We start from the raw sequence: 21,109 nt of genomic DNA, 5'->3' as shown, positions 1-21,109 counted from the left end.
CGTAGTGGCTTTCATCACGCCGTCGCAGAATGACCCGTTCACCATCGATCCCGAGGCTGCCCGCAGCCTCGGGACGGATCTGACCGAGGCCTACAAGGCCGCCGATCCGTTTCCGCACACGGTCATCGACGATTTCCTGCCGCGGGAGGTCATCGATTACTGCCTCGCGCACTTCCCCGAAAAGCTCGATGCCGACGGCATGGCCTTCGACCGGGACCAGGAGCGCTACAAGCAGAGCTTCAACCCGGATTTCCTGGAGCCGAAGCTGCGCAGCCTCTTCTACACCTTCAACTCGCGCCCCTTCGTCAAGATCGTCGAGAATATCACGGGCATCAAGGGCCTGATTCCCGATCCCTATTTCCTCGGCGGCGGCTTCCACGAGATCGGCCGCGGCGGGCACCTGTCGGTGCACGCGGACTTCAACCACCACAAGCTGATGGATCTGGAGCGCCGCGTGAACGTGCTGATCTATCTCAACGATGACTGGCGGGACGAATATGGCGGCCAGCTCGAGCTCTGGAACACCGACATGACGGAGCGGCGCAAATCGGTCCTGCCGCTCGCCAATCGCTGCGTCATGTTCTCGACGACGGGCGACAGCTTCCACGGCAATCCGAACCCGATCAGCCATCCCGAAGGCAAGACCCGCAAGTCGATCGCGCTCTATTACTACACGGCGACCTGGGACGAGCAGAAGGTCGAGAAGACCACGCAGTTCAAGCCGCGCCCGGGCTCCGGCGACAAGACCGACTGGAAGGTCAAGAGCGACGAGATGCTGACCGAGTTCCTGCCGCCGGTCCTCGCGCGGCGCGCGAAAAAGGTTGCCGCCCGCTTGATCCGCTAGGCGGGAACGCCACGTTGCCAGTGCGCCCCATCCTAGGCTAGCGCACTGGCAGGAGGCTCTATGACCGTCATCACCGATCCCGACATGCCGCAAGCGCCGGATACCGAAGTGTCCGCGCGGGAGGTCTTCGGCATCGACACCAAGATGACGGTGCCGGCCTTCTCGGAGAGCAATCCGTACGTGCCGCCGCTCGACGAGAGCTACAGATTCGATCCGCAGACCACGCTCGCCATCCTGGCGGGCTTCGCGCACAACCGCCGCGTGATGGTCCAGGGCTATCACGGCACGGGCAAGTCGACCCATATCGAGCAGGTCGCAGCCCGGCTGAACTGGCCCTGCGTGAGGATCAATCTCGACAGCCATGTCAGCCGCATCGACATGATCGGCAAGGACGCCATCGTGGTCGAGGACGGCAAGCAGGTCACCGCCTTCAAGGAAGGCATCCTGCCTTGGGCCTTCCAGCGTCCGGTCGCCCTCGTCTTCGACGAATATGACGCGGGCCGCCCGGACGTGATGTTCGTGATCCAGCGCGTGCTGGAAGCCGAGGGGCGGCTGACCCTTCTCGACCAGAACCGGGTGATCAGCCCGAACCCCTATTTCCGCCTCTTCGCGACGACCAACACGATCGGCCTCGGCGACACGACCGGCCTCTATCACGGCACCCAGCAGATCAATCAGGGCCAGATGGACCGCTGGTCGATCGTCACGACGCTGAACTATCTCGGCCATGACGAGGAAGCGGCCATCGTCGCCTCCAAGCTGCCCGGCTATTCGGAGGGCGAGGCGCGCAAGACGCTCGACGCCATGGTCCGCGTCGCCGACATGACGCGCAATGCGCTGATGAACGGCGACATCTCTACCGTGATGAGCCCGCGCACGGTCATCACTTGGGCCCAGAACGCCGAGATCTTCGGCGATATCGGCTACGCCTTCCGCGTCACCTTCCTGAACAAGTGCGACGAGCTGGAGCGCCCCCTGGTCGCCGAATTCTACCAGCGCGCCTTCGGCGAGGACCTGCCCGAGGCCGCGCATCTGGTGGATGTGGCCTGAATAGCAGGTTTGCCTTCTTTGCATCTCTCACCCGCGCCTCTAGGCTGCGTCGGGGATCAGGGGCGAACATCATGACAAGGTTTCACGGTTGGGCCGCAGCGGTTTCGGCGGCAGCAGTGGCGGCTTCGTGGCTGCCCGCGCACGCCACGGCGTCAGCACCGGAGGAACTCGTCCGAGACAAGAAGTTCGCCGTTGCGATTGAACGGGCGATGAAGAAAGTCGACCGGGGAACGAGTCGCGACCTTCGGGGAGCCAGTCGCGAGCTGGACGACCTGCTTGCGGATGACACACTCTCACCCACTGCTCGGTCGGTCGCGCTGGAGCTACGTTCATCGGTCCAGGCCGCATTGTCTCCAAATGATCTTTCTCCCGCCATCGCGGATCTGCGCGAAGCAATTGCGCTTGAGACACGGGGCGCGGCGATCACGCAGGCCATGCACGAGTCGCTTCTGGCTCTCCTGACCCACGCAGAGGGTCCATCGGCGGCAGTCAGACACCTGCAGAAGCATCCTGAGGGCTGGCGCGCGGACCCTGGTGGATACTATCTCACATTGGCACGCTACGCCTATTTCGCGCTCGACCTCGCGACGGCCGAACACGCGTTGGAGCAGGCGGAGACTAGGCTTGGCATGACGGCGGACACCGTCGCCCGCCGTTACGCAATCCTGCTCCTAAGCGGCCGGGCGGCCGAGGCTCGGCAGGCTCTCGCTGCATACGGCCAAGCAGCACCATACATGAAGGCGGTCGAGAGCGCTCTTGCCGCACATGACGGGATGGTCAGAAGAGGCGCCACTGCCCAGCAGTTTGCCAATCATGCAAAGGCAATAGGTGAAGCCCTGACCGAAGAGCTATCCCAACATTCACGCACCGTCGAGAGAACGCCGCCAAGAAACTTCGAGACTTGCATCAAGACGGCAGCAGTGGAGCAGGTGAAGGCAGCGTTCGACGTCACGAGTGAAGGTCGAACGGAAGATATCCGGATTCAAGGCAGCACGAACCCCTGTTACAATCGCTCCGCGATAGAATCGATTGAGACTTGGATTTACGAACCTATCATGGTCGACGGCCAACCGATCGGCCGCCAGAACGTTCAGGCGACGATCAGATATCAGGTGGGCGACTGGTAGCGGGTTCAGCCCGATCCCGCGATCACCGGCAGGAAGTGCTCGGCATACTCGTCGGCCTTTCTCAGGCCCACGCCATAGACCGATAGCAGCTCGTCGCGGCTCGAGGGCTGGCGCACCGCCATGTCGATCAGCGTGCGGTCGGAAAAGACCGTATAGGCGGGGGCGCCCTTCTGCTTGGCGAGCTCGAGCCGCTTGTCCTTGAGGCGCTGGAGGAGCTCGCGGTTCACCTCGTCGGGCAGCGCTTCGACGCGGGCCGCGCGGCCCGCCTTCTTCTTGGGCGCCTGCTTCTTGAGGGCGACGTCGCGCTCGCCGCGGATCACGTCCTTGCCCGCGGGCGTGACCTCGACCGAGGAATATTCGCCGACGATGTCGATCAGGCCCTGCGCGTAGAGCTGGCGGACGACGCTGCGCCAGGCGGCGGGCGTGCGCGAGGCGCCCCGGCCGAAGACGGCGAGTGCGTCATGGCCCGCGCGGGTCACCTTTTCGGTCTCGTTGCCGCAGACGATGTCGATGAGGTGGCTCTGTCCGTAGACCTCGCCCGTCTGGGCGGCGGCGCTGAGGATCAGGTCGGCGGCCTCTGTCGCGTCCTCGGTCCTGGGCGGCTCGCGGCAGACGTCGCAATTGCCGCAGGGCTCGGAATGGCGCTCGCCGAAATAGGCGAGGAGGATGTTGCGGCGGCAGCTGCTCGCGTCGCAATAGGCGATCAGCGCGTCGAGCTTTCGCCGCTCGGCGCGCTTGACCTCTTCGGGCGCGCCCGTGTCGTCGATCATCTTCCTGCGGAATTTCAGGTCGCCATAGCCGAAGAGGAGGATCGCCTCGGCGGGCCGCCCGTCGCGCCCCGCCCTGCCGATCTCCTGGTAATAGGCTTCGGGAGAGCTCGGCAGGTCGCGGTGGATGACGAAGCGGATGTCCGGCTTGTCGATGCCCATGCCGAAGGCGATCGTCGCGCAGACGACGAGGTCGGATTCCGACAGGAACCGGTCGAGGCGCGCCGCCCGCTCCTCGTCGGTCAGCCCGGCGTGATAGGCCACCGCATTGTGCCCCGCCTCGCGCAGCTTCTCGGCCGTCCCCTCCGTCCCCTTGCGCGAGAGGCAGTAGACGATGCCCTGCTGGCCTTTGCGCTCGCCGACGAGTTCGACGATGCGGCTGTCGGCGCGGGACTTCTCCTCGACCGTGATCGCGATGTTCGGCCGGTCGAAGCCGCCGACAAAGGTGCGCACCTGGCCGTGGAAGATGCGGGCGGTCATGTCCGCCTGCGTCTGGTCGTCGGCGGTGGCGGTGAAGGCCGCGACCGGCGTGCCCGGATGGATCTTCTTGAGCTCGCCCAGCGCCATGTATTCGGGGCGGAAGTCATGGCCCCACTGGCTGATGCAATGGGCCTCGTCGATGACGAAGAAGGAGACCGGCGCCTTGGCGAGCGCGTCCTGCATGCGCTGCGTGGCGAGGCGTTCGGGGCTCATATAGAGAAGCTTCACCCGGCCTTCGAGCGCGCCCTTCCAGTCGGCGACGCTGTCCTGCCGGTTCCGGCCCGAATGGATCATGCCCGCCTCGATCCCGAAGGATTTGAGGAGCGCGACCTGGTTCTCCATCAGGGCGATCAGCGGGCTGACGACCACGGCGAAGCCTTCGCGCATCAGGGCGGGGAGCTGGAAGCAGAGCGACTTGCCCGCGCCCGTCGGCATGACAGCGAGCACGTCCTCGCCCGACAGAAGCGCGTCGACGATGGCTTCTTGGCCGGGTCGGAAGGCATCGAAGCCGAAGGCGCCCGACAGCGCGCCGAGCTTGTCTTCCGTCTCGTCCGTTTTCGCCAAAGCCTGCCCCATGCACGCGCCTCCTGCCCGAAGGACCGGTGAATCAGACCCGGCCGCCGCCCGCAAGTGTGAAGGCGGTTAGGCGCCGCGCCCTCATCCCGTTAGGCTGGAGCATACCCATAGAAGGATTCGCTCCATGACCGGCATCACGATCGACCCCAAGCTGTTCACCGAGGAGGCGATCACGGCTGAAACCCGTGCGATGAACGACAAGGTCGAGGCGATGCTGGCGAGCCAGCCGACCATCATCGAGGTCGGCGCCGAAAAGGTGCGGGCGTCCCGCGCGGATGGCCAGGGCGTCCTCGCCGCGCAGCCCTTCTCGGATATGGCGGAGTGGAAGACGGCCTCCGCGCTCGGCCTCGACGTGCCGATCCGGGTCTTCCACCCCGGCGGGGATCTGCGCGGCGTCTATGTCCACATCCATGGCGGCGGGCACGTGATCGGCTCCGCCGACGGGCAGGATCAGGGCCTCGCGGCCATGGCCAAGGGGCTGAATATCGGCGTCGTCTCGGTCGAATACCGCCTCGCACCCGAAAACCGCTGGCCGGCGCCCGCCGATGACTGCGAGGCGGCGGCGGTATGGCTGGCGCAGGGCGGCGCGGAAGAGCTTTTCGGCACGGACAGGATGACGATCGGCGGCGAGAGCGCGGGCGCGCACCTGTCAGCCGTCACCATGATCCGCCTCAAGGAGCGTCACGGCCTGACGCCGTTCGTCGGCGCGAACCTCGTCTACGGCATTTTCGACATGGCGCTGACGCCCTCGGCAAAGCGCTGGGGCGAGCGGAACCTGATCATCTCGGGCCCGATCATGGCCTGGTTCGGAGAGCAACTCCTGCCCGCCGAGCAATTCGCGCAGATGGACAAGCGCGACCCCGACCTGTCGCCGCTCTATGCGGACCTTTCGGGTTATTGCCCCGCCCTCTTCACCATCGGCACGCTCGACCCGCTGCTCGACGATTCGCTCTTCATGGCGACGAAATGGGCGACGGCGGGGAACGAGGCGGAGCTGGCCGTCTTTCCGGGAGGCATCCACGCCTTCAACGCGCTGCCGGGCCCACCCATCGCGAACGAGGCGAACCTCAAAATGGTCGAGTTCCTGAACCGGGTGCTGTCATGACGGCGTTTCCGGAGCCGCGGAGAGTCGAGACCGCGCGGGGCGCCTTTTCCCTGCACGAGGCGGGGCCGGAGGACGGCATCCCGCTCGTCATGCTGCATGGCTGGCCGGAGCTTGCCCATTCCTGGGCGCCGGTCTTCGGGCCGCTGGCCGAGGCGGGCTATCACTGCCTGATGCCGGACCTCAAGGGCTTCGGCGCGTCGGACCGGCCGGACGAGGCGCGGGCCTATGCGATGGATGCGCTCACCGACGATTACTGCGCCCTGCTCGATGCGCTGGGCCTCGAACGGGCTGTCTTCATCGGCCATGACTGGGGCGGGGCCATCGTCTGGCCGATGGGCTGGCGGCACCCCGAACGGGTCATGGGGATCGCAGCGCTCTGCACGCCGCACCCCGCAAGGGCGCCCGTGGCGCCCCTCTCGATCCTCGAGCAGCGCTTCGGGAAGAAGCACTACATCGTGCAGTTCCAGGACGAGGGCCTGCCGGACCGCGTCTTCGGCGGCAGGGAAGACGACTTCTTCCCCTTCACCTTCCGCCCGGGCCCGCCGCGCTCGATCTGGCCGAAGCTCTATCCGGAGGTGACCTGGCTTCCCGAGCGCTTCGCCGAATACGACCCCGCCACCGCCGAGCCGCCGGTCATGGGAGAGGAGGATCTCGGCGTCTATGCCGAGGCCTATCGCAGGACGGGGCACAGGACGCCCACCCACCTCTATCGCATGATCGACGAGAACTGGCGGCAGACAGAAGGGCAGGACCTGACGGTCCGCTGCCCGGCCCTCATGGTGACAGCCGAGCGCGACGCCTTCCTGCCGCCCGAAGCCTCCGAAGGGATGGAGGAGCGCGTGCCGGACCTGTCGCGGGCGCAGGTCGATGCCGGCCACTGGGTCACCTGGGAAGCGCCAGAGGCGGTGAGCGCAGCGCTGCTGGACTGGCTGAAAGAGCGCTTTCCCGTTTAGCGGCCGCCGAAGATGCGGAAGAGGATCGTCGCGACCACGCTCAGGATCAGGCAGGTCACGATCGGGACATAGATCCGCGTATTGCCCCGCTCGATCGCGATGTCGCCGGGCAGGCGGCCGAGGCCGATCTGCGACAGCCAGGGCCAGAACAGGCCGAGCGCCAGGAGCAGCAGTCCGGCGATGATGAAGACCTTCTGCATCCGGCTCATGTGGATGCCGAAGCCGCGCTTTCCAGAGCGGATTGTGCAAAGGAGTCACTGTCCCCGGCCTCGCCGATTCGGCATAATGGGGAATGGCTGACGGCGCTCCCCTCCCCGACCCGCAAACCGCCGAGAAGATTCCCTTCTCGCTCGATGCCGAACAGGCCGTGCTCGGCGCGATCCTGTTCGACAACGAGGTGTTCTACCGGGTCAGCTCCTTCCTGAAGGCCGAGCATTTCTACGATCCCGTCCACGGCGTGATCTATGCCGCGATGGAAAAGCTGATCAGCTCGGGGCGGCTCGCCTCGCCGGTCATGCTGAACACCTATCTGCAGGACGAGCCCGCCTTCACCGAGGTCGGCGGCGAGGGCTATCTCTCCGCGCTCGCCCGCGCCGTGCCCTCGACCGTGGGCGCGCCGGACTATGCGCGCGTGGTCTTCGACCTCTCGGTCAGCCGGGGGCTGATCACGCTGGGCACGGACATGATCGAGAAGGCGCGCGCCGCCGATATCGACGAAGATCCGCAGACCCAGCTCGAAGAGGCCGAAGCGCGCCTCTACAAGCTCGCCGAGACCGGCAAATATGGCGGCGGGTTCAAGACCTTCGAGAACGCGCTGACCGAGGCGATCGAGCTCGCCAATGCGGCCTTCCAGCGCGATGGCGGCCTTGCCGGCGTCTCGACCGGCCTGTCCGATCTCGACCAGAAGCTCGGCGGCCTGCACCCCTCAGACCTCATCATCCTCGCCGGCCGCCCCTCCATGGGCAAGACGGCGCTGGCGACGAATATCGCGGTCAATGCGGCCAAGGCCTATACGCCGGAGCGCCAGGCCGACGGCACGGTCAAGGCGGCGGCTGGCGCGGTGGTCGGCCTGTTCAGCCTCGAAATGGCGGCCGAACAGCTCGCCGGCCGGATCCTGTCGGAATTCTCGGGCATCTCGTCCGACCGCATCCGCCGCGGCGACATCGACCAGTCCGATTTCGAGCGCATCTACGAGGCCTCGAACGAGCTCAACGACCTGCCGCTCTATATCGACGACACGGGCGGCATCTCGATCGCGCAGCTCGCCGCGCGCGCGAGGCGGCTCAAGCGCCAGCACGGCCTCGGCATGATCGTGGTCGACTATCTCCAGCTCCTCACCGGTTCGAAGAAGACCTCGGACGGAAGGGTGCAGGAGGTCTCGGAGATCACCATGGGCCTCAAGGCCCTGGCGAAGGAGCTGTCGGTCCCGATCATCGCGCTCAGCCAGCTCAGCCGTCAGGTCGAGGCGCGCGACGACAAGCGCCCGCAGCTCGCCGACCTCAGGGAATCGGGCTCGATCGAGCAGGACGCCGACGTCGTCATGTTCGTCTATCGCGAGGAATACTATCTCTCGCGGACCGAGCCGCGCGAGGGAACGCCCGAGCACCTCGAATGGCAGCAGCGCGTGGACGAGGTCCACGGTGTCGGCGAGGTCATCATCGGCAAGCAGCGGCACGGCCCGATCGGGACAATCCGCCTCGCCTTCGACCCCAATCGCACCAAATTTTCGGATCTTGCACAGCCCGAGCGCTATCCCCATCAGGATTTCTGATCACGCCTGTGCGAGTATTCTCCTAGGGTTAGGACATGGAAACTATCATGGGTTAAGTGCCCGCAATGGTAGCTTCGGTCCCTCCTGACGTCGACGTCTTCGACCTCGCCGGCCGGCGGCTTCTGCTGGCCGAAGACGAATTCATGATCGCCCTCAACCTCCAGACCGAGTTCGAGGAGCGCGGTGCGCAGGTGGTCGTGGTCGAGAGCGTGCGGCAGGGGCTGGCCGCCGCGCAGGAGGGCGACTTCGATGTCGCCATCCTCGATGTGCGCCTGTCGGACGGCGAGGTCTTCCCCCTGGCAGACCTTCTCCAGGAAAAGCGGATCCCCTTCGTCTTCCATTCCGGCCATGCCGACGTCTCCGCCCTGTCCGAGCGCTATCCGGAGGCGATTGCCCTCTCCAAGCCCGCCTGGGCGCACGTCTTGCTCCAGGCGGTACACGAACGGGCTTCGAGCGCGTAAGCTTCTCCCGGGGCAGGTTCGAAGGGCATTCGGCAGCATGGGCGGCTTTCGCGGCGGAGCGGATCATCATCACGACGTGGCGGCGCTGGCCCGCATCGCGCTCGATGCGGGCGCGATGGGCGGCTGGGACTGGGATCTGTCCAGCCACAGCGTGAGGGGCGACGCCACCTGGCAGGACCTGTTCCGGCTCGAAGGGCCGGTCCATCCGATATCGGCGGTTCTGGACAAGGTCGATCCCTCCGGCGCAGAGGCGCTGCGGGCGCTGAGAAAGCGCATCTTCGCGCGCGAACGGGAATTCACGGTCGAGCTGCGCGTCATCCATGACGGCTGCCCACGCTGGATCGCCCTGCGCGGCAGCGTGACCGAGCGCGACGCCGCCTCCCGCCCCTCGCGCGCCTTCGGGGTCGCTTGGGACGTCAGCGAGCGCAAGGCGCGCGACGAACAGGAAACGCGCCTGCTCGCCGAGATGGATCACAGGGTGAAGAACAGCTTCGCGGTGATGGAAGCCCTCCTCAATCTCGGGAAGGCCGCGCCGGGTTCGAAGCATGATTTCGCCGAGATGATGCGGGCGCAGGTCCATGCCATGGCCCAGGCGCATGCGCTGACGACGCAGTTGGCGAAGGAGCGGAACGATGCGGATGTCGCCGTGCCGCTCGACCAGATCATCGAGACGACCCTCGCCCCCTGGACGGCTGCGGCGAGGGCGCCGAACACTGCGGTGGATCTGAGGACCGAGAGGGGGGCGGCCCTTCCGGCGCGGCATGTGCCCGCCCTCACCATGCTTTTGTCCGAGCTGGCCGTGAACGCCCTCAAATACGGTGCGCTGGGATCGCGCGGCGGCCAGTTGAAGGTGGCGCTGACGCCCGATGGCACGGAGCACATCACGCTTCATTGGTCGGAACGGCCGCATGAGGCGAATTTCACGACGGGCGAGGCCGCAGGCTTCGACGAGGGCTTCGGCAGCATCCTGATCCAGCACTGCTCTTCGGTCCTCGACGGACGCGTCACCAAGACCCTGACGCCGCGCGGTCTCGACCTCGCCATAACCTTTCCGATCGTGCAGACTTCGCTCGCCTGAACCTTCCGAGGATTGCTGCCCGGTGAGCCTGTCTCCAAGCCGCCCGACCCTGACCGTCGATCTCGCCGCGCTCGGGCGCAATGCCGAGAGCCTGCGCGCGCGGCGCTCCGGCGCGGAACTGGCCGCCGTCGTCAAGGCCGACGCCTATGGCTTCGGTGCCGAGGAAGTGGCGCGGCACCTCGTCGAGAAATGCGGCATCAGGACGCTCTTCGTCGCCCATGCCGCGCAGGCCCGGCAGGTCCGCCAGGCCATCAACAGGCCGGCCCTTCCGACGGCGGATATCTACGTCCTCAACGGATATAGCGATGCGGACGGGCACCTGTTCGACATGCTGTCCCTGCGGCCCGTCCTGAACACGCTGGACGAGGCGCGGATCTGGGCCCGCCGCGGCGGCGCCTGCGCGGTGATGATCGATATCGGGATGAACCGGCTCGGCATCGCGGCCGACGAGCTCGAATCGCTGCCGGCGGAGACAGGGCTGGATCCGGCCGATCTGCGCCTCGTCCTCATGCATCTGAGCCACACGGCCACGCCGAAGGACGAGCAGAACCGCCTGCAGCAGGAGCTGTTCGCCATGGTCCGGAAGGCGAGCCGCGAGAGCTTCCCCCGGGCGGGCTTCAGCCTGTCGGCGTCGGGCGGCCTGTTCCTCGAAGATGCGCCCGAAGAAAGCCTGAGCCGTCCAGGCATCGCGCTTTACGGCGCCTCGCCCGACGGCCGGCCGGAAAACGCGCTCGAAGCGGTCGCGACACTCAGCGCGCCCGTGCTCCTGACACGGATGATCGAGGCCGGCGAGACGGCGGGCTATGGCGGCACGTGGACGGCCGCGCGCCGCTCCCGCCTCGCCGTCCTCGCCATGGGTTATGCGGACGGATATCTGCGCTCGCTCAGCAATAGAGGCGTGGTCTGGCTCGGCGGGCGCGAATGCCCGGTGGTCGGCAAGGTGTCGATGGACCTCCTGATCGTCGATGCGACCGATTGCGAAGAGGAGATCGTGCCGGGCCAGCATGCTGAGCTGTTCGGCGACAGGATCAAGGTCGACCGGCTGGCCGAGCTCGGCGGCACCATCGCCTATGAACTCTTCACCGCCGTGGGAGACAGGGTGGAGCGCCGCTACACCCGCTGACAGGCTTCACGCGGCGAGGCGCAGATAGCGCAGCACGGCATCGAAATCCGCCCGCAGCGCCGCTTCCCGCTCGGCCGCTTCGGCATCCACGCCCCAGCGCTCGGCCTGGTAGGTCTCGTCGAGCCGGCTGGCGGCGAAGATCGCGTCCTCGTCCGCATCGTCCTCGATGAGCGCCACGGCCAGTACCGCCGAGCCCGTGATCTGCGTCAGGAGAGCGAGCGCGAAGCGCTCCTCCTCCGCACGACCCGAAACCTGCCGCTCAAGGCCCTCGATCAGATCATCGGGCTGCGCAACGGCGATGACGCCTTCGGTGACGGCGAAGCGGCCGCCGGCGCGCTCTCCGGCCGCGTCGAGAAAGGGCTGCCAGCAATCGGCCTGCCGCTTGGCGAGGGCGGGGTCCTCCGCGCGGTAGCAGAGGAGGTCGGAGCGCGCATAGGCGAGGATCGTCCGTGCCCACTCCTCCCGCGCTTCCGCGTCTGCGTCGAGGAACATGCCCTGAAGGCGGGTCAGCGGCATGGCCCCCATGTCGAGCGTCTCGCCCTGCCCGTTCCATTCTTCGGCCATGGCGCCTGCGAGCGGCTGCGCCTTCGCGGCCAGGACCGCCCGGCGGGGCGTCTTCGCCTTGCGGCCGTCCAACGCCACGGCCCAGCCGCCGTCATGGGGCATGGCCTCGGCCGCCTCGTAGAAGCGTTTCACTTTCGGGGTTTCGCTCATCGCTCCGGCCACTCGGTGTCGATATCGTCGGGAAAGGCGAAGAAGCTCCACGCTGCCTGCATGTGCCCGGTCAGGGGCGCGGTCAGCACGAGCGGCGGCTTGCCCTTCCGCGGCACGGTCATCTGGCGGCAGAACAGGTGCATGCGGCGCGAGACGCCTTCGATGCGCGCTTTCTCCCCGCCATATTTGCCGTCGCCCGCGATCGGCGTTCCGAGCGCGGAGAGGTGCACGCGGAGCTGGTGGGTGCGGCCCGTATAGGGGCGCAGCGCGACGAAGGCGGCCTTGGTGCCCGCGCTCTCGATCACCTGGTAATCGGTCACCGCCCGCTTGCCCTCGCTGTCGGCCTGCACGCGCTCCATGCCCTCGCCCGATTTCTCGACGGCGAGATCGATGGTCCCCTCCAGCGGGTGGGGCACGCCGCTCGTCAGCGCCCAGTAGTCCTTGAGGATCCGGTGCCGCCGGAACGCCTCGGTCAGGTGCTGCGCGGACAGGCGAGAGCGGGCGAGCAGCATCAGGCCGCCCGTATCCTTGTCGAGGCGGTGGACGAGGCGCGGGCGCTCGTCGCCCTTGCCGCCCTTCAGTCCGTCCAGCATGCCGTCGAGATGCCGCGTCACCTTGCTGCCGCCCTGCACCGGCAGGCCGAAGGGCTTGTTGATCGCGATGAGGTCGTCATCCTCGTAGAGGACGAGAGAGCGGACATAGTCGTGATCGGCGGCCGCTTCCTGCGCCGCGGCCTTGGGCACCGCCGCTTCGAGCGGCGGCACGCGCACGGTCTCTCCCGCCGCGATGCGCCGGTTCGCTGCGACCTTGTCCCCGTCCACGCGGACCTGTCCCTTGCGCAGCATGCGCTGGAGCTGGCCCTGCTTGACCTGCGGGAAGTGCTGGCGGAACCAGCGGTCGAGCCGCATGCCGTCATCGGCCGCGGCGACCTCGATCATGCGCACGCCGCTCATGCGAAGCTCCTTCCCAGAGCCGCGCCCGCGAGAAAGCCGCAGAGGGCGAGCCCCACCGATCCCGCCACATAGGCCGCAGCCAAGGCGAAGCTGCGCTCCTTGAAGAGCCAGACCGCATCGAGGGCGAAGGTGCTGAACGTGGTGAAGGCGCCGAACAGGCCGACGAGGAAGAAGAGCGCCCAGGGGCCCTGCCGCTCGGCGAGCAGGATCGCGGCGAGGCCGAGGCCGAAGGAGCCGCCGACATTGACGATCAGCGTGCCCCAGGCGGCCTCAGCCCCGGCGAGAAGCGTCACCGCGCGGGACACGCCGAAGCGCGCCACGGCGCCGGCGGCGCCGCCGAGGGCGACGGCGGAGAGAGAAAGTGCGGACATGGAAGCGCACCTAGAACGAACGGCTGCCGCGTGCCACCGCTCGGCGGTGGTGGAACGCGGCGGCGGCAGCGGCTAGAGCGGATCGCGATGGCGAGCACTCTCAACCCCCTCCGGCGTCCAGCGCTGCGTCCCGAACGGCCGGTCGTGCTGGTCGGGCTGATGGGCGCGGGCAAGACCACGGTCGGGCGCAGGCTCGCCCAGCGCATGAAGGTGCCTTTCTTCGATGCCGACCAGGAGATCGAGAAGGCCGCCAATATGGGCGTCGCGGACATCTTCGAGATCTATGGCGAGGCGGAGTTCCGCGAGGGCGAGCGCAAGGTGATCGAACGCCTGCTCTCCGGCCCGCCGCACGTTCTGGCGACGGGCGGCGGCGCCTTCATGAACGAGCAGACCCGTGCCCTGGTCAAGGCGGGCTCCACGAGCATCTGGCTCCGCGCCTCGCTCGACCTGCTGGTCAAACGGACCGCGATGCGCGACACGCGGCCGCTCCTGCGGCGGGGCGACCCGCGCGAGATCCTCGCCCGCCTCCTCAAGGAGCGCGAACCGGTCTACGCGCAGGCCGATTTGACCGTCGATTCGGTCGAGGGCCCCCATACGCGCACGACGGAGCGCGTCGTCCAGGCCCTGGCCGCGCGCGCTGAAGAAGGACATGTCGTCTGATGGAGACGGTCGAGGTTGCACTCGGAGAGCGGGCCTATCCGATCCTGATCGGCGCGGGCGCCTTGAGCGCCGCCGCGTCCCGGATCGCGGGAGTGATCGGGGCGGGCAGAGCGGCGATCGTCGCCGACGAGGCTGTGCTGCGCCACCACATGCAGGCGCTCAAATCGGTCCTGCCGGACATCCCGATCATCCCCGTCCCCAGCGGCGAGGCGGCGAAGTCCTTTCCCCAATACGAGCGGGTCTGCGAGAGCCTCCTGCGGGCAGGCGTCGGGCGGGACGGCACGGTGATCGCCTTCGGCGGCGGCGTGGCCGGCGACCTTGCGGGCTTCTGCGCCGCGACGTTGCGGCGCGGCTGCCGCTTCGTGCAGGTGCCCACCACCCTCCTCGCCCAGGTCGACAGCTCGGTCGGCGGCAAGACCGCGATCAATGCGCGGGCCGGCAAGAACCTCATCGGCGCCTTCCACCAGCCGAGCCTCGTCGTCATCGACACGGACCTCCTGCGGACCCTGCCCGAGCGGGAGATCCGGGCAGGCTATGCGGAGATCCTCAAATACGCCCTGCTCGGCGACAGGGATTTCGCAGACTGGCTCGAGAAGAACGCGGAGGCCGTGCTGCGCCTCGAAGCGGACGCGGTGGGGCACGCTGTCGCCATATCCTGCCGGACCAAGGCCGCCATCGTCGCGGCGGACGAGCGCGAGGCGGGACGGCGCGCCCTCCTCAATCTCGGTCACACCTTCGGCCATGCGATCGAAGCGGCGGGCCGCTATGACGGACGGGTCCTGCACGGCGAGGGCGTGGCCGTCGGCATGGCGATGGCGTTCCGCTATGCCGCCGCGCAGGGCACCTGCCCGCAGGCCGACGCCGAGCGGGCGCAGGACCTGATCGGCCGGAGCGGCCTGCCCGTGCGATTGTCGGACCTGCCGCCGCTGGGCGCGACGCCTGACGGCCTCCTCGATGCCATGTACCAGGACAAGAAGGTCGAGGGCGGGGCCCTGACGCTCATCCTTCCGCGCGCCCTCGGCGACGCCTATGTCGTCAAGGGCGTCGACGGAGAAAGCGTGCGCGCCTTCCTCGAAAACGAAATCGGGTTTTCCTCGTGACCATCATGCTTTTCGTCGTGGCGCTTCTGGCGCTGTCGGCTTTCTTTTCGGGCTCGGAAACCGCGCTGACCGCCACCTCGCGCGCACGGATGCGCACGCTGGAGGATCGCGGCGACAAGAGCGCGGGCGCGGTCGTCCGCCTGACCGAGGACAAGGAGCGCCTGATCGGCGCGATCCTGCTCGGCAACAACCTCGTCAACATCCTCGCCTCGGCGCTCGCGACCTCGCTCTTCGCCTCGCTCTTCCCCGGCGGCGCGGGCGTGGCCATCGCCACGGCCGTGATGACCGTGCTGGTGCTCGTCTTCGCCGAGGTCACGCCCAAGACCGCGGCCATCGCGCGGCCCGATCCCTTCGCCATGCTGGTCGCCCGCCCGATGGGCGTCATCGTCCGCATCTTCGCGCCGATCACCGGCGTCGTGCAGTGGATCGTCCGCCATACCCTGCGCGCCGTCGGCCTCGATGTTTCCGATCAGGCGCATGTCCTCTCGCCCACCGAGGAACTCAAGGGCGCGCTGGAGCTGCACCATGAGGAAGGCGCGGTGGACAAGGGCGCGCGCGACCTGATCCGCGGCGCGCTGGAACTCGAGGACATCACGGTGGAGGAGATCATGCTCCACCGGAAGAACATCGAGATGCTGGATGCGGAAAGCTCTGCCCGCGAGGTCGTCGAGGCGGTGCTCGCCTCCAAGCATACGCGCATCCCGCTCTACCGCGACGAGCCCGACAACGTCACCGGCGTGCTGCACGCCAAGGACCTGTTCCGCGCGCTCTGGGCCAATGGCAACGACCCCGACAAGGTCGAGATCGAGAGCCTGCTGATGACGCCCTATTTCGTGCCGGAGACGACGACGCTCCAGGAGCAGCTCGACGCCTTCAAGCGCAATCAGCAGCATTTCGCACTGGTCGTCGACGAATACGGCTCGCTCCAGGGCCTCGTCACGCTCGAGGACATCCTCGAGGAGATCGTGGGCGAGATCGAGGACGAGTACGATGCGCCCGTCGTCGGCGTGCGCCGCCAGCCGGACGGCTCGGTCGTCGTCGATGGCGACGTGACGATCCGCGACCTCAACCGCACGATGGACTGGCGCCTCCCCGATGAGGAAGCGGTGACGATCGCCGGCCTCGTCATCCATGAAGGGCGGACGATCCCGGATGTGGGTCAGGTCTTCAGCTTCTTCGGCTTCCGCTTCGAGGTCCTCAAGAAGCGCCGCAACCAGGTCACGAGCCTCAAGATCGCGCCGCTGGAGGCGGCATGACCGCCGAGGCGCCGGGCGCGCCGCGCGCGGCGATCCTCTTCATCTTCATCACCGTCCTGATGAGCATTGTCGGCTTCGGGATCATCATTCCGGTCATGCCGGAGCTGATCATGGAGCTGACGGGGCGCACCGAGGCGGGGGCGGCGCAGCTTCAGGGCTATCTCCTCGGCGTCTACGGGTTGATGCAGCTGATCATGTCGCCGGTCCTCGGCGCGCTCAGCGACCGGTTCGGACGCAGGCCGGTCATCCTCACCTCGGTCGCGGCCTATTCGCTCGACTTCCTCCTGATGGCGCTCGCGCCGACCTATGCCTGGCTGTTCCTCGGCCGCACGCTGTCGGGCGCGACGGCGGCGACCTATGCCACCGCCAACGCCTTCATCGCCGACGTCTCGCCGCCTGAGAAGCGGGCGGGCAATTTCGGCCTTCTCGGCGCCGCCTTCGGCCTCGGCTTCATCGTCGGGCCCGCGCTCGGCGGCTGGCTCGGTGACATCGACACCCGCCTGCCCTTCTTCGCCGCATCCGGCGTCGCCTTCATGAACTTCCTCTTCGGGCTGTTCGTCCTGCCGGAGACGCTGCGCAAGGAGCGGCGCCGGCGGTTCGAATGGCGGCGGGCGACACCGCTGGGCGGCCTGCGCAGCGTCGGGCGGCACCCGGTCGTGCTCGGCGTCCTCGCCGCCTATTTCCTGATGCAGCTCGCCCATGGCGCCCTGCCCGCCATCTGGGCCTTTTTCGGCGCCGAGAAATTCGGCTGGGGCCCGCGGGAAATCGGCCTCTCCCTCGCTTTCGTGGGGGTGACCGCCGCGCTGGTGCAAGGTGGCCTGACGCGGGTGATGATCCCTAGGATCGGCCAGCAGCGCGCAGTCTATCTCGGCATGGCGACGATGACGGCGAGCTTTCTCGGCTATGCCTTCGCAACGCCCAGCGGAGCCTGGGTCTATCTCTGGATCGTGGTCGGCGCCTTTGGCGGGTTCATGATGCCGGCCATGCAGGCCCTCATGTCCGCCGCCACGCCCGAGACCGAGCAGGGCGAGCTGCAGGGCGCGATCGCCTCGGTCATGTCGATCACCACCGTCGTCAGCCCGCTCGTCATGACGCAGGTCTTCTACGCCTTCACCCGCCCCGGCGCGGACACCTATTTCCCGGGCGCTCCGATGCTGCTGGCGGCGGTGGTCCTGGCCCTCGCCCTCCTGCCCTTCCGCCGGACCATGCGGCGGGAGGGCGTGCGGCGCAGGGTGGCGGCGGCGGGCGCGGCCTAGCGCGCCTCGTCGGGCGCCAGCGCCTCGACCGACAGGGCGTGGACAGGGCCGGCGAGCTCCTCGCGCAGCGCCTCGTTCACCTTTCGCTGCCGGTCGACACGGCTCATTCCGTCGAACAGCTCCGCCACCACGCGCACCCGGAAATGGCTCTCTCCGCCCTCGGGCGCGCCAGCATGGCCTTTGTGCAGGTGGGACTGGTCGACGATCTCGAGTTCGAGCGGACGGAAGGCGGCGGTGAGCTTGGCATCGATGCGTTCTGCGACGGTCATGGAAGTATCCTCCGGGTCGGAAAAAAGCCGGGTACGACGCACCCGAATGCGCCGATTGTCAAGTCTGGTCCCCTAACGCGCTGCGGGCCATATTCGCTCGCATGGGACGTGAAGATTTCAGCTATAAGCCGCGCCACGGCTTCGACATCCGGGTCAAGCCCACCAAGGGCTCCAAGACCTCGCGCAAATCCTGGGCGAAGACCGAGGCCCGCGTCTGCGATCATGAGGATTGCGACGCGCCGGCGGAGGCGCGTGCGCCCAAATCGCCCGAGCAGATGCACGAGTTCGTCTGGCTCTGCACGCCGCATGCGCGCGAGCACAACAAGAACTGGAACTTCTTCGCCGGCAAGACCGACGCGGAAGCCGCCGCCATGCGCAATCAGGCGCGCTATGGCGACCGCCCCACCTGGAAGTTCTCGGCCAATGGCCGCGCGGCAGCCGCAGCGCGCGCCGGCATGGAAGGCATGCACGAGATCGACGATGCGATCGGCGGGAATACCCGGATGGAATCGTCGTCCCATGATGACGGCGTCTACCGCGAGGGGCGCCGCCTGACGAAGCTGCAGGTCCAGGCCTTCCGCACGATGAACCTCAAGGCGAACGCGTCGAAATCGGATATCCGCAAGCGCTACGCCCAGCTGGTCAAGCGCTATCACCCGGACTCGAACGAGGGCGACCGCAGCGCCGAAGCGCAGCTCGGCGAAGTGGTGAAGGCGCACCAGCTCCTGAAGAAGGCCGGCTTCGTCTGATCGGCCTCAGCGGAGCGGTCGCGCAGGATTGCCAGCGACCGTGACGCCCGCCGCGACATCGCGGGTCACCACCGCCCCCCCGCCGATCACCGCATCGTCGCCGACCGTCACGCCGGGAAGGATCAGGGCGCCCGAGCCGATCCAGACATTCTCTCCGATCGCGACGGGACGGCCGAACTCCAGGAGCTGCCTGCGCTCAGCCGGATCGCGCGGGTGATCGGCCGCGACGATCTGAACGCCCGAACCGATCTGCGTCAGCGCACCGATGCGCACCGGCGCCACATCGAGGATGGTGCAGCCGAAATTCAGAAAGACGCCCGCGCCGAGCGTGATGTTGTAGCCATAGTCGCAGTGGAAGGGCGGCCGGACATTCGCGCCGTCGCCGACCGATCCGAAAGCCTCGCGCAGCATCGCGATCCGCTCTTCGGGCGGAACGGCCAGGGATGCGTTATAGCGGCTCATCCATTCGTGGATGCGCGCGCTGTCCGCCGAAAGCTCCGGGCTGTCCGCCCGGTAGAGTTCGCCGGCGAGCATCTTGTCCTTCTCGGACCGGGTCACGCCGTGGCCGTCGCTCCGGCAGAGCCCGAAGCCTGCGTGTCCTTCTTCTGGCCCTGCCGCTCGGGGTGGAAGAGATAGCGCCAGATGCCGATCACGTTGATCACGAAAAGGACCGCGTTCTGCACCGTCAGCGCGACCTCGCCCTGCATCACCGCCGCCGTGATCCAGCAGACCGACGAGACCGTGAAGATGACGAAGCCCCATCCGGTCTTCTTCGCGCCGAGATTGAGCGAGACGATGATCGCCGCGAGCACGCCCGTTCCCGTGGCGGCCCACTCGAATATGGTCGCAGTCGTCATGAGCAGAACTTCCGAAGCATCAGAGCCCTAACGGCACGCCCGCCTCTTCGTTCCGCGCGGCCCCTCACCCCACGAGGAAGACCGCGGCGAGACCCAGAAAGGCGAAGAAGCCGACGACGTCGGTCACCGTGGTGACGAAGACGGCGGAGCTGACCGCGGGGTCCGCGCCCGCCCGCTGAAGCCCGAGCGGGACGAGCGTTCCGGCTAGCCCGGCACAGACCATGGTGATGACCATTGCGGCGGCCAGCACCGCCCCGAGGATCACGCCGTCACCGCCGGAGGCGAGCTCGTACCAGAGGCCCGCGCCCACGGCGAGGATGATCGCGAAGGCGATGCCGTTGATGAGCGAGACCGTGGTCTCGCGCAACACGACCCGCACGGCGTTCGAGCCGGTCAGGTCGCGCGTTGCGAGGTTCCGCACCGCCACCGTGAGCGTCTGGGTCCCGGCATTGCCGCCCATGGATGCGACGATCGGCATCAGCACGGCCAGCGCGACCACCTCGGCGATCGTGGCGTCGAAGAGCCCGATGATGAAGCTCGCCAGGATCGCCGTGCCGAGATTCACCGACAGCCAGGTGAAGCGCGAACGCGCGACCTGCCGGACGGATATGGTGAGGCCGCCTTCGTCCTTCTCGACGCCGGCGAGGGCGAGCATGTCCTCGTCGCGCTCCTCATGGACGATCTCGACCACGTCATCGACCGTGATCATGCCGACGAGCCGCTGCGCCTCGTCCACCACCGGTGCGGAGATGAGGTTGTACTTCTCGAAGAGGTAGGCGACCTCCTCCTGGTCCATCATGTCGCGGACCAGGGGGTGATCCTCGGTGATCAGCGTGTCGATCACCGTATCGCGCGGCGCCTTCACGAAGCGCGACAGGGGCACGACGCCGACCACGCGATAGGTGGGGTCGACGACATAGACCTCGAAGAAGGTCTCGGGCAGCTGCTCGGCGGAGCGGAGCCGGTCGATGATCTCGCCGACGGTGCGGAAGGCGGGCGCGGCGAAGACGCCGCGCTGCATCAGGCGGCCTGCGGAGTCTTCCGGATAGTCGAAGGCCGCTTCGAGGGCGAGCCGGTCGCTGACCGGCATCTCCGCCAAGATTTCGGCCCGCGCCTCTTCGTCGAGATCCTCGAGGACGAAGGCCGCCTCGTCCGTGTCGAGCTCGGTGACCGCGCCTGCGAGCTGGCCCGTGGGCATCGCCTCGATGACGACGTCCCGGACATCCGAATCGAGCTCGACCAGCGTTCCGGCGTGGAAATCCTCGCCGAGAAGGCCGACGAAGGGGCCGCGATTGTTCTCGGCGAGCTGTTCGAGCAGGTCGGCCGTGTCCGCCGGGTGGAGGTCGCCCGTGAGGCGCTTGACCTCGTCCGCATCCTCGGCCTCGACGGCCTCGTCGACCGCCCGAACGAATTCAGGCGTCAGCGACATGCGCTCGTCGAGCGCCTCTTCGCGCTCGGGCTCTGGCAGGTCGCCCGGGGGCGGCGGCGGCGCGGACGGCGCAAGGGGCGCGGCGGGCTGCTCTGACACGCTCGAAACCTTCTTCGCTCGGGATGTCGGTAGGACTTCGCGCGTGCCATCATTCTGCCGC

General features: G+C 67.6%; 23 protein-coding genes. 14 read left to right on the top strand and 9 right to left on the bottom strand.

Features of this window, described 5'->3' with window-relative positions; all coding sequences use genetic code 11:
- Positions 1-4: 4 nt before the first annotated feature.
- From IE88_RS0109795 to IE88_RS0109785, 3 genes are all read left to right on the top strand, one after another.
- Positions 5-844 carry a 2OG-Fe(II) oxygenase gene (locus IE88_RS0109795; protein ID WP_081871582.1) on the top strand — a complete coding sequence of 280 codons (840 nt, stop codon included), beginning with the start codon at positions 5-7 and terminating at the stop codon, positions 842-844.
- 60 nt (positions 845-904) lie between these two features.
- The gene (gene cobS, locus IE88_RS0109790) at positions 905-1,894 is read left to right on the top strand and encodes a cobaltochelatase subunit CobS (protein WP_036767009.1); all 990 of its coding nucleotides are present in this window, start codon (positions 905-907) and stop codon (positions 1,892-1,894) included.
- 71 nt (positions 1,895-1,965) lie between these two features.
- Entirely contained in the window at positions 1,966-3,021 is a 1,056-nt protein-coding gene (locus IE88_RS0109785) for an energy transducer TonB (protein WP_156032543.1), read from the top strand.
- Positions 3,022-3,026: 5 nt separating this feature from the next.
- Here the strand turns inward: IE88_RS0109785 and recQ are convergent, their stop codons facing one another.
- A complete protein-coding gene (gene recQ, locus IE88_RS0109780) occupies positions 3,027-4,844 on the bottom strand; it encodes a DNA helicase RecQ (protein ID WP_036767007.1) in 1,818 nt (605 codons plus the stop codon).
- A 124-nt stretch (positions 4,845-4,968) separates the two neighbouring features.
- On the opposite strand from recQ, the gene IE88_RS0109775 reads away from it, so the two are divergent.
- Positions 4,969-5,949 (top strand): alpha/beta hydrolase, encoded by a 981-nt coding sequence (locus tag IE88_RS0109775; RefSeq protein WP_031553748.1) that lies wholly within the window; start codon positions 4,969-4,971, stop codon positions 5,947-5,949.
- Positions 5,946-6,902 (top strand): alpha/beta fold hydrolase, encoded by a 957-nt coding sequence (locus IE88_RS0109770; RefSeq protein WP_031553746.1) that lies wholly within the window; start codon positions 5,946-5,948, stop codon positions 6,900-6,902. The genes IE88_RS0109775 and IE88_RS0109770 overlap by 4 nt, the downstream gene beginning before the upstream one ends.
- Here IE88_RS0109770 and IE88_RS0109765 read toward each other — a convergent pair.
- The gene (locus tag IE88_RS0109765) at positions 6,899-7,102 is read right to left on the bottom strand and encodes a DUF2905 domain-containing protein (protein ID WP_031553743.1); all 204 of its coding nucleotides are present in this window, start codon (positions 7,100-7,102) and stop codon (positions 6,899-6,901) included. The genes IE88_RS0109770 and IE88_RS0109765 overlap by 4 nt on opposite strands.
- Positions 7,103-7,194: 92 nt before the next feature.
- On the opposite strand from IE88_RS0109765, the gene IE88_RS0109760 reads away from it, so the two are divergent.
- The 4 genes from IE88_RS0109760 (at position 7,195) to alr (ending at position 11,335) form a co-directional block, all read left to right on the top strand.
- The gene (locus IE88_RS0109760) at positions 7,195-8,673 is read left to right on the top strand and encodes a replicative DNA helicase (protein ID WP_031553741.1); all 1,479 of its coding nucleotides are present in this window, start codon (positions 7,195-7,197) and stop codon (positions 8,671-8,673) included.
- Between the two features lie 65 nt (positions 8,674-8,738).
- Complete coding sequence (locus IE88_RS16575) at positions 8,739-9,134, top strand: response regulator (RefSeq protein ID WP_051881852.1); 396 nt, start codon at positions 8,739-8,741, stop codon at positions 9,132-9,134.
- A 37-nt stretch (positions 9,135-9,171) separates the two neighbouring features.
- Positions 9,172-10,212: a sensor histidine kinase gene (locus tag IE88_RS0109750; protein WP_031553735.1), complete on the top strand. Its 1,041-nt coding sequence runs from the start codon at positions 9,172-9,174 to the stop codon at positions 10,210-10,212.
- Positions 10,213-10,234: 22 nt separating this feature from the next.
- Positions 10,235-11,335 (top strand): alanine racemase, encoded by a 1,101-nt coding sequence (gene alr / locus IE88_RS0109745; RefSeq protein ID WP_051881850.1) that lies wholly within the window; start codon positions 10,235-10,237, stop codon positions 11,333-11,335.
- Positions 11,336-11,341: 6 nt separating this feature from the next.
- On the opposite strand, the gene IE88_RS0109740 is transcribed toward alr, so the two are convergent.
- Genes IE88_RS0109740 through IE88_RS0109730 form a run of 3 tightly spaced genes read right to left on the bottom strand, consistent with a single transcriptional unit; the run spans position 11,342 to position 13,373 of the window.
- Positions 11,342-12,049, bottom strand: coding sequence for an ATP12 family protein (locus IE88_RS0109740; protein ID WP_031553730.1), 708 nt, complete (start codon positions 12,047-12,049; stop codon positions 11,342-11,344).
- Positions 12,046-13,002: an RluA family pseudouridine synthase gene (locus IE88_RS0109735; protein WP_031553728.1), complete on the bottom strand. Its 957-nt coding sequence runs from the start codon at positions 13,000-13,002 to the stop codon at positions 12,046-12,048. Before IE88_RS0109735 ends, IE88_RS0109740 begins: the two co-directional genes overlap by 4 nt.
- Positions 12,999-13,373: a fluoride efflux transporter FluC gene (locus tag IE88_RS0109730; RefSeq protein ID WP_031553725.1), complete on the bottom strand. Its 375-nt coding sequence runs from the start codon at positions 13,371-13,373 to the stop codon at positions 12,999-13,001. The genes IE88_RS0109735 and IE88_RS0109730 overlap by 4 nt, the downstream gene beginning before the upstream one ends.
- An 87-nt stretch (positions 13,374-13,460) precedes the next feature.
- Between IE88_RS0109730 and IE88_RS0109725 the strand changes: the two genes are divergently transcribed.
- From IE88_RS0109725 to IE88_RS0109710, 4 genes are read left to right on the top strand one after another with little or no spacing between them, the layout of a single operon-like run.
- Positions 13,461-14,033 (top strand): shikimate kinase, encoded by a 573-nt coding sequence (locus tag IE88_RS0109725; protein WP_031553723.1) that lies wholly within the window; start codon positions 13,461-13,463, stop codon positions 14,031-14,033.
- Entirely contained in the window at positions 14,033-15,133 is a 1,101-nt protein-coding gene (gene aroB / locus IE88_RS0109720) for a 3-dehydroquinate synthase (RefSeq protein WP_081871580.1), read from the top strand. Before IE88_RS0109725 ends, aroB begins: the two co-directional genes overlap by 1 nt.
- A 5-nt stretch (positions 15,134-15,138) precedes the next feature.
- On the top strand, positions 15,139-16,389 hold the full coding sequence (locus tag IE88_RS0109715; protein ID WP_031553718.1) for an HlyC/CorC family transporter: 1,251 nt from the start codon (positions 15,139-15,141) through the stop codon (positions 16,387-16,389).
- Positions 16,386-17,645 (top strand): TCR/Tet family MFS transporter, encoded by a 1,260-nt coding sequence (locus IE88_RS0109710; RefSeq protein WP_031553715.1) that lies wholly within the window; start codon positions 16,386-16,388, stop codon positions 17,643-17,645. The genes IE88_RS0109715 and IE88_RS0109710 overlap by 4 nt, the downstream gene beginning before the upstream one ends.
- Here IE88_RS0109710 and IE88_RS0109705 read toward each other — a convergent pair.
- Positions 17,642-17,914 carry a BolA family protein gene (locus IE88_RS0109705; RefSeq protein ID WP_031553713.1) on the bottom strand — a complete coding sequence of 91 codons (273 nt, stop codon included), beginning with the start codon at positions 17,912-17,914 and terminating at the stop codon, positions 17,642-17,644. The genes IE88_RS0109710 and IE88_RS0109705 overlap by 4 nt on opposite strands.
- A gap of 101 nt (positions 17,915-18,015) precedes the next feature.
- Here IE88_RS0109705 and IE88_RS0109700 point away from each other — a divergent pair, with 101 nt between their 5' ends.
- Complete coding sequence (locus IE88_RS0109700; RefSeq protein ID WP_031553711.1) at positions 18,016-18,663, top strand: DnaJ domain-containing protein; 648 nt, start codon at positions 18,016-18,018, stop codon at positions 18,661-18,663.
- A 6-nt stretch (positions 18,664-18,669) separates the two neighbouring features.
- Here IE88_RS0109700 and IE88_RS18945 read toward each other — a convergent pair whose 3' ends face one another.
- The 3 genes from IE88_RS18945 to mgtE form a co-directional block, all read right to left on the bottom strand.
- Entirely contained in the window at positions 18,670-19,197 is a 528-nt protein-coding gene (locus IE88_RS18945; protein WP_036767022.1) for a sugar O-acetyltransferase, read from the bottom strand.
- A 20-nt stretch (positions 19,198-19,217) separates the two neighbouring features.
- Positions 19,218-19,520: a hypothetical protein gene (locus tag IE88_RS16570; protein WP_036767004.1), complete on the bottom strand. Its 303-nt coding sequence runs from the start codon at positions 19,518-19,520 to the stop codon at positions 19,218-19,220.
- Between the two features lie 64 nt (positions 19,521-19,584).
- Entirely contained in the window at positions 19,585-21,048 is a 1,464-nt protein-coding gene (mgtE, locus tag IE88_RS0109685; protein ID WP_036767003.1) for a magnesium transporter, read from the bottom strand.
- Positions 21,049-21,109 lie beyond the last annotated feature (61 nt).

This window comes from Parvularcula oceani (assembly GCF_000733125.1).
Taxonomy (GTDB): Bacteria; Pseudomonadota; Alphaproteobacteria; order Caulobacterales; family Parvularculaceae; genus Parvularcula; species Parvularcula oceani.
Note: the sequence above shows the minus strand (reverse complement) of the source record. Positions and strands in the feature narration are given on the sequence as shown.